This window comes from Pseudomonas sp. 2VD, assembly GCF_005503585.1.
GTDB lineage: Bacteria > Pseudomonadota > Gammaproteobacteria > Pseudomonadales > Pseudomonadaceae > Pseudomonas > Pseudomonas aeruginosa.
Genome location: NZ_SCND01000358.1, coordinates 1 through 6,002 on the forward strand (window position 1 = coordinate 1; position 6,002 = coordinate 6,002).

At 66.9% G+C, this 6,002-nt stretch carries 8 protein-coding genes; 5 read left to right on the top strand and 3 right to left on the bottom strand.

Going from position 1 to position 6,002, the window contains the following annotated elements; all coding sequences use genetic code 11:
- The 4 genes from FFS27_RS33805 to FFS27_RS26910 form a co-directional block, all read left to right on the top strand.
- A partial coding sequence (locus tag FFS27_RS33805; RefSeq protein ID WP_256659646.1) for a hypothetical protein occupies positions 1-133 on the top strand: 133 nt, incomplete at its 5' end.
- Position 134: 1 nt separating this feature from the next.
- Positions 135-1,925 carry an acyl-CoA dehydrogenase C-terminal domain-containing protein gene (locus FFS27_RS26900; protein WP_003109977.1) on the top strand — a complete coding sequence of 597 codons (1,791 nt, stop codon included), beginning with the start codon at positions 135-137 and terminating at the stop codon, positions 1,923-1,925.
- Between the two features lie 26 nt (positions 1,926-1,951).
- Positions 1,952-3,115 carry an iron-containing alcohol dehydrogenase gene (locus FFS27_RS26905; protein ID WP_023101707.1) on the top strand — a complete coding sequence of 388 codons (1,164 nt, stop codon included), beginning with the start codon at positions 1,952-1,954 and terminating at the stop codon, positions 3,113-3,115.
- 22 nt (positions 3,116-3,137) lie between these two features.
- Positions 3,138-3,581 carry an acyl-CoA thioesterase gene (locus FFS27_RS26910; RefSeq protein ID WP_003096230.1) on the top strand — a complete coding sequence of 148 codons (444 nt, stop codon included), beginning with the start codon at positions 3,138-3,140 and terminating at the stop codon, positions 3,579-3,581.
- Here the strand turns inward: FFS27_RS26910 and FFS27_RS26915 are convergent.
- Positions 3,563-4,120: a chorismate mutase gene (locus tag FFS27_RS26915; protein ID WP_003096224.1), complete on the bottom strand. Its 558-nt coding sequence runs from the start codon at positions 4,118-4,120 to the stop codon at positions 3,563-3,565. The genes FFS27_RS26910 and FFS27_RS26915 overlap by 19 nt on opposite strands.
- Before the next feature lie 223 nt (positions 4,121-4,343).
- Between FFS27_RS26915 and FFS27_RS26920 the strand changes: the two genes are divergently transcribed.
- A complete protein-coding gene (locus tag FFS27_RS26920; protein ID WP_003096222.1) occupies positions 4,344-4,559 on the top strand; it encodes a carbon storage regulator in 216 nt (71 codons plus the stop codon).
- Between the two features lie 68 nt (positions 4,560-4,627).
- Here the strand turns inward: FFS27_RS26920 and FFS27_RS26925 are convergent, their stop codons facing one another.
- The gene (locus FFS27_RS26925; RefSeq protein WP_003096219.1) at positions 4,628-5,035 is read right to left on the bottom strand and encodes a glycine zipper domain-containing protein; all 408 of its coding nucleotides are present in this window, start codon (positions 5,033-5,035) and stop codon (positions 4,628-4,630) included.
- Positions 5,036-5,132: 97 nt separating this feature from the next.
- Entirely contained in the window at positions 5,133-5,648 is a 516-nt protein-coding gene (locus FFS27_RS26930) for a hypothetical protein (RefSeq protein WP_003096217.1), read from the bottom strand.
- Positions 5,649-6,002: the final 354 nt, after the last annotated feature.

The following is a 6,002-nucleotide window of genomic DNA, read 5'->3' on the forward strand; positions in this document are numbered from 1 at the left end:
CGCCTTCCTCGTCGCTGTTGCGATTGAGCGGCGCCACCACCTGGCCGGTGTAGCGCGCTGGAAGCCGGCGTCCCTGGTCGAGCGCCTGGCCGCCGAGGGCGGAGCCTTCGCCGACCTGCAGGAGGTGCGCTGAGATGGATTACCAGGCCCCCTTGCGCGACATGCGCTTCGTTCTCCATGAACTGTTCGATGTCGGCGCGCATTGCGAACTGCTGGGCAACGGCATCGATCGCGAACTGATCGACGGCGTGCTCGAGGAAGGCGCGCGCTACACCGGCCAGGTGGTGGCGCCGCTCAATCGCAACAGCGACGAGGAAGGCGCGAAGCTGAAGGACGGCGTGGTGACCACCCCCACCGGCTTTCGCGAAGCCTACCGGCAGTACAGCGAGAACGGCTGGGCGAGCATGACCGGACCCACCGAGTACGGCGGCCAGGGCTTCCCGCAGATGGTCTCCGCGTGCTTCCACGAGATGTTGATGGCCGCCAGCCTGTCCTTCCGCGTCTATTCGGGGCTGACCGAGGGCGCCGTGCTGGCCCTGTACAAGCATGGCGACGAGGCGTTGCGGCGTGACTACCTGGCCAAGCTGGTGAGCGGTGAATGGGCCGGCACCATGTGCCTGACCGAACCCCAGGCCGGCACCGACCTCGCTCTCCTGCGCACCCGCGCCGAGGCGCAGGCCGACGGCAGCTACGCGATCAGCGGCAGCAAGATCTTCATCAGCGGTGGCGAGCAGGACCTCACCGAGAACATCGTCCACCTGGTGCTGGCGCGCCTGGCGGACGCGCCGGCCGGGGTGAAGGGCATCAGTCTGTTCCTGGTGCCGAAGTTCGTCGCCAATCCCGATGGCTCCCTGGGCGAGCGCAACAGCCTGGGGTGCGGCGCCATCGAGCACAAGATGGGGATCAAGGGCGCTTCCACCTGCGTGATGAACTTCGACGGCGCCAGGGGCTGGCTGCTGGGCCAGGCGAACCAGGGCCTGGCCTGCATGTTCACGATGATGAACGATGCGCGCTTCCAGGTCGGCCTGCAGGGCCTGGGTATCGCCGAACGGGCCTTCCAGGGCGCCCTCGGCTACGCCCGCGAGCGCCTGCAGTCGCGCGCCCTGGTCGGCCCGCAGGCACCGGACAAGGTCGCCGACCCGATCATCGTGCACCCCGACGTGCGGCGCATGCTGCTGACCCAGAAGACCTTGGTCGAAGGCTGCCGCATGCTGGCGGCCTGCTGCGCACGCCAGCTCGACCTGGAACACGGCCATCCGGATGCTGACGGCCGGCGCGCGGCGACGCGCCGTGCAGCGCTGCTGATCCCCATCGTCAAGGCCTTCCTTACCGATGTCGGCCAGGAAGTCGCCAGCCTCGGCGTACAGGTCTATGGCGGTCACGGTTTCATCCGCGAATGGGGCATGGAGCAATTGATGCGCGACAGTCGCATCACCCAGATATACGAAGGCACCAATGGCATCCAGGCGCTCGATCTGGTCCGCCGCAAGCTGCTCGGCGACCAGGGCGGCGAACTGCTGGCGCTGCAAGGCGAACTGGCGGTGGCCAGCGAGGCGCTGCAAGGGCGTGCTGCGCTGGCGCCACTGGCTGAGCCGGTGCTGCAACGCCTGGAGGAGTGGCGGCAGCTCACCGGCCAGGTACTCGAGGCCTGCGCCCGCGATCCCCAGGAGATCGGCGCCACTTCGGTGGACTTCCTCCAGTACAGCGCCTACGTATTGCTCGCGGCCCTCTGGTTGCAAGCCGCGGCACGAGCCCAGGAAGCGCTGGACGGCGGCTCCGGCGAGGGCGATTTCTATCGGGCCAAGCTGCGCAGCGCCGATTTCTACCTGCGGCGCATCCTGCCGCGGGCTAGCATGCACCGCGAAGCCTTGCTCGGTGGCGCCGACTGCCTGATGGCCCTGCCCGAGGAGCATTTCTCGTTCTGACGGGCGTCTCGCCCAAGGAGACCGATATGCAAGCTTTCAGTTTCGCCACTACCGCGCAGATCCTCTGCGAGGCCGGCTCCGCCATCCGCCTGGCGGAACTCTGCCGCGAGCGAAGGGCGCGCCGCGTGTTGATCGTGACCGACCCGGGGATCACCCGGCTCGGCTTGCTGGATGCGATCCTGCCCGGCTTCCCGCGCCTGGGCCTGGCCGTCGAGGTGTACGACCAAGTGCTCGCCGATCCGCCTGAATCGGTGGTCGAGGCCGCGCTCGGGCGGGCGCGGGCCATGGCTGCCGAGCTGGTGGTCGGTTTCGGCGGTGGCAGTTCCATGGACGTGGCCAAGCTGGTCGCGCTGCTCGCCCATCCAGAGGCAGGGCAGGGGCTCGGCGAGGTCTTCGGGGTCGGCAACGCACGCGGGCCGCGCCTGCCGCTGATCCAGGTGCCGACCACCGCCGGGACCGGCTCCGAGGTGACGCCGATCGCCATCGTCACCACTGGCGAGACCACCAAGATGGGTGTGGTCTCGCCCTACCTGCTGCCCGATCTGGCGCTGCTCGATGCCGACCTGACCCTCGGGCTGCCGCCGGCGGTCACCGCGGCGACCGGTATCGACGCGATGGTGCATGCGATCGAGAGCTATACCAGCAAGCTGAAGAAGAACCCGCTGTCCGACCTGCTGGCGCGGGAGGCGTTGCGCTTGCTGGCGGCCAACCTGGAACGCGCGGTAGGCGACGGCGGCGACCGCGAGGCGCGCCAGGCCATGCTGCTGGGCGCCTGCCTGGCCGGGCAGGCCTTCGCCAATGCGCCGGTGGCGGCGGTACATGCCCTGGCCTATCCGCTGGGAGGGCATTTCCACATTCCCCACGGCCTGAGCAACGCGCTGGTGTTACCGGAGGTGATCCGTTTCAACGCTCCCGCTGCCGCTGGACTCTATGCCGAGCTGGCGCCGCTGCTGCTGGGCGACCGCTTGCGTCCGGGCGATCGCGACGCGCTTACCGCGCAGCTGATCGACGAACTGGCCCAGCTCAGTCCGCGCAACGGCCTGCCGAGCCGCTTGCGCGACGCCGGGGTGGACGAGGCGATGCTGCCGCGCCTGGCCGCCGACGCGATGCTCCAGCAGCGTCTGCTGGTCAACAACCCACGTGAGGTCGGCGAGGCGGACGCCCTGGCGATCTATCGCGCGGCATACTGAATCCCTTCTACGAGGACCGGGCATGGCGACCGCCCCGCGACCGCTGCGCGAGCAGTACCTTCATTTCCAGCCGATCACCACGCGCTGGCACGACAACGACATCTACGGACACGTGAACAACGTGACCTACTATGCGTTCTTCGACACGGCGGTGAATACCTACCTGATCGAGCGCGGCGGCCTGGATATCCAGGGCGGCGAAGTGATCGGCCTGGTGGTCAGTTCCAGCTGCGACTATTTCGCGCCGGTGGCCTTCCCCCAGCGGATCGAGATGGGCTTGCGGGTGGCGCGCCTGGGCAACAGCTCGGTGCAGTACGAACTGGCCTTGTTCCTCGAAGGGCAGCGGGAGGCCTGCGCGGCCGGGCGTTTCGTGCATGTCTTCGTGGAGCGCCGAAGCAGCCGCCCGGTGGCCATTCCGCAGGGACTACGCGATGCGCTGGCCGCGCTTCAGAGCGCGGCCCAGTGACAGAGATCGCCCGCCGCCCGTGACAGGGCGATGGCGTGCAGTTCGTCCAGGCGATCGTCGCGTACCTGCCGTTGCAGCGCCTGGTTTAGCCTCGGCCGACAGTCGTCGACGCGCAGTTCGGCGAGCGCCGGGGCGTAGCCGCGCAGCAGCTCCAGGTTGAGCTGATTGAGGCGGTTGCGGATGCGCTCCAGGTCGACCGCCTGGCCAGCGTCCGGTAGCGGCCGGCTGAGCAGGCGGTACTGGACCAGCTTGTTCGCCTCGATCTGCGCGGCGAACAGCAGGCGCACCTGCTCGGCGCCGACCCCGTGGCTCCCGGCTTGTCCGGCGAGCATCTGCAACTGTTGTTCTTCCCGCGGGCTGTCCTGTACCGCCTTGCCCGACTGGGCCTTGCTCTGGGCTACCTGATCGGCTAGTTGCAAACGCTGGCTGCTCAGGCTCAACAGTTGCTGGAGAGCCGGCGACAGCGGCTGGGCCTGGAGCAGCGGGCCTTGCAGGAGCAGGAGGGCAAGCAGGCCCCAACTGGCGAACGACGGGCGCATCTGGAAATCTCGATTGAATTGATGCCGGGCACGCTAGCAAAGCGAGCCCGGTGCGACAATCCATGACATGGCGTGAGGCGATGAGGAAGCGCTGGATGGGACATTTCTGATTGAACGTTTGCAGTCTCGACGCTGGAGCAATGTTCTGTGACCATCCCTCCACACCATTTCATTCACCAAAGGGGCCGGTTTGCCCCTGCTATGACTGGCAAGGACGCGGAACATGGGTTTCCTGATACTCTCCCGCCGAGAAGGCGAAGGCATCACCCTGTCCCTCAAGGCCGACTACCCGGCGGAGGAACTGATTCGGCAATTGCGCGAAGGCGGCATCCGGATCCTGGTCACCGATATCATCGGCAACCAGGCCCGGGTCGGGATCGAGGCGCCGCGTGGCGTCCTGATCGTTCGCGACGAGTTGAAGACGGCACCGAAAGGCTGACGAACGGTAGAAAGTAAAAGCCCCGCGGTCGCGGGGCTTTTCCACATCGGCTTCGGCAAGCATGCCGATCAACGATGCTTGTGCTTGCGGTGTTTCTTGCCGCGGTGACCGCTGTCGTTGTCCTTGCCCAGGTTGTTACCGACCGCGCCACCCGCTGCGCCGCCGAGGCCTGCACCTATGGTCGCGCCGGTGCTGCCGCCCAGCTTGTTGCCGATCACCGAACCGCCGGCCGCGCCTAGCCCGCCACCCAGGGCTGCTTCGGTCTTGCGCCCGTCCTTGGCGGTCATCGCGCCGCCGGCCGCGCCACCTAGGCCGGCACCTATGGCCGCACCGGTGCTACCGCCGATGGCGTTGCCCACGACGTTGCCCAGGGCGCCGCCCACGCCGCCGCCCACGGCGGTCTTGGTGGAGTCGCCGGCGAACGCGGCTTGTGCGCCCAGCAGGCCGAACGCGATTACCAGGAGAGATTTACGCATCGTGCGTGCCTCATCGTTGAATCAGGAGGGAAATACGGTCGTTCGCACAAAGGCCGGACCATCAGGCCCGGCCTTTGCGTCGTGGGGAGCGGAGGAATCAGTCGTCGTAGTAGCGACGATGATGCTTATGGCGCTTCCACTTCTTGTACCGGCCATAGTGATGGCCGTTGTCATGCCGGTAATAGCCATCGCGATAGCCGGCGCGGCGGTAGTAGCGACGGTCGCGATAGTCGTCATCGTCGTCGTAGCGGCGGTTGCCGTCGCCATAATGGTTGCCCAGCGCGCCGCCGCCGGCGCCGCCGAGGGCCGCGCCGATCAGGCCACCGGTGCTGCCACCGATCTGCCGGCCGATGACGTTACCGCCTGCGGCACCGAGGCCGCCGCCGATCGCCGCTTCGGTCTTGTTACCGCGTCCGGCGCCGACTGCACCGCCCGCAGCGCCACCGATGCCGCTACCGATCGCGGCGCCAGTGCTGCCGCCGACCGCATCGCCGACGACCGAACCCAACACCCCGCCCAAGGCGCCGCCGATGGCCGCGCGGGTGTTGTCGCCTGCGAAGGCGGTACCACCGACCAGACTCAGGGACAACAGGAGTATCGAGGAATACTTCATAGAGAGTTTCTCTCTGTGGGGATGACGGCTGCGATGCTGGGGTTGGCCCAAACCGCTGACAAGCGTCAGCCGACGATTGGTAGAACAAACTCGAAATATTCCAAGTGCTTGTTTTTTATGGGGAACTTTCTTCGGCGGAGGCGGTCTTAAACCGAATGCGAAACGCGATTTCAGGGTCGAAATCGGTATTTTTGCTGGCGGGATGCTGGCCATTCTAACGCCGACGAGCGGCCTGCCTTCAAGGCCTTTCATCGACTTTTTCCTTAAGACGCCGCCTCCTGTTGCAGGAGGCGGCGTTTTTCGTGGGCTTCAGATAATGCGCCCGTCGCCCGTGTCCTTTTCCAGGCGTACCGC

Bases quoted from the DNA above. Each gene is read 5' to 3' on its own strand.
- FFS27_RS26930 (WP_003096217.1), bottom strand. From the start codon at position 5,648: ATGAAGTATTCCTCGATACTCCTGTTGTCCCTGAGTCTGGTCGGTGGT.
- FFS27_RS26910 (WP_003096230.1), top strand. From the start codon at position 3,138: ATGGCGACCGCCCCGCGACCGCTGCGCGAGCAGTACCTTCATTTCCAG.
- FFS27_RS26900 (WP_003109977.1), top strand. From the start codon at position 135: ATGGATTACCAGGCCCCCTTGCGCGACATGCGCTTCGTTCTCCATGAA.
- FFS27_RS26915 (WP_003096224.1), bottom strand. From the start codon at position 4,120: ATGCGCCCGTCGTTCGCCAGTTGGGGCCTGCTTGCCCTCCTGCTCCTG.
- FFS27_RS26925 (WP_003096219.1), bottom strand. From the start codon at position 5,035: ATGCGTAAATCTCTCCTGGTAATCGCGTTCGGCCTGCTGGGCGCACAA.
- FFS27_RS26905 (WP_023101707.1), top strand. From the start codon at position 1,952: ATGCAAGCTTTCAGTTTCGCCACTACCGCGCAGATCCTCTGCGAGGCC.
- FFS27_RS26920 (WP_003096222.1), top strand. From the start codon at position 4,344: ATGGGTTTCCTGATACTCTCCCGCCGAGAAGGCGAAGGCATCACCCTG.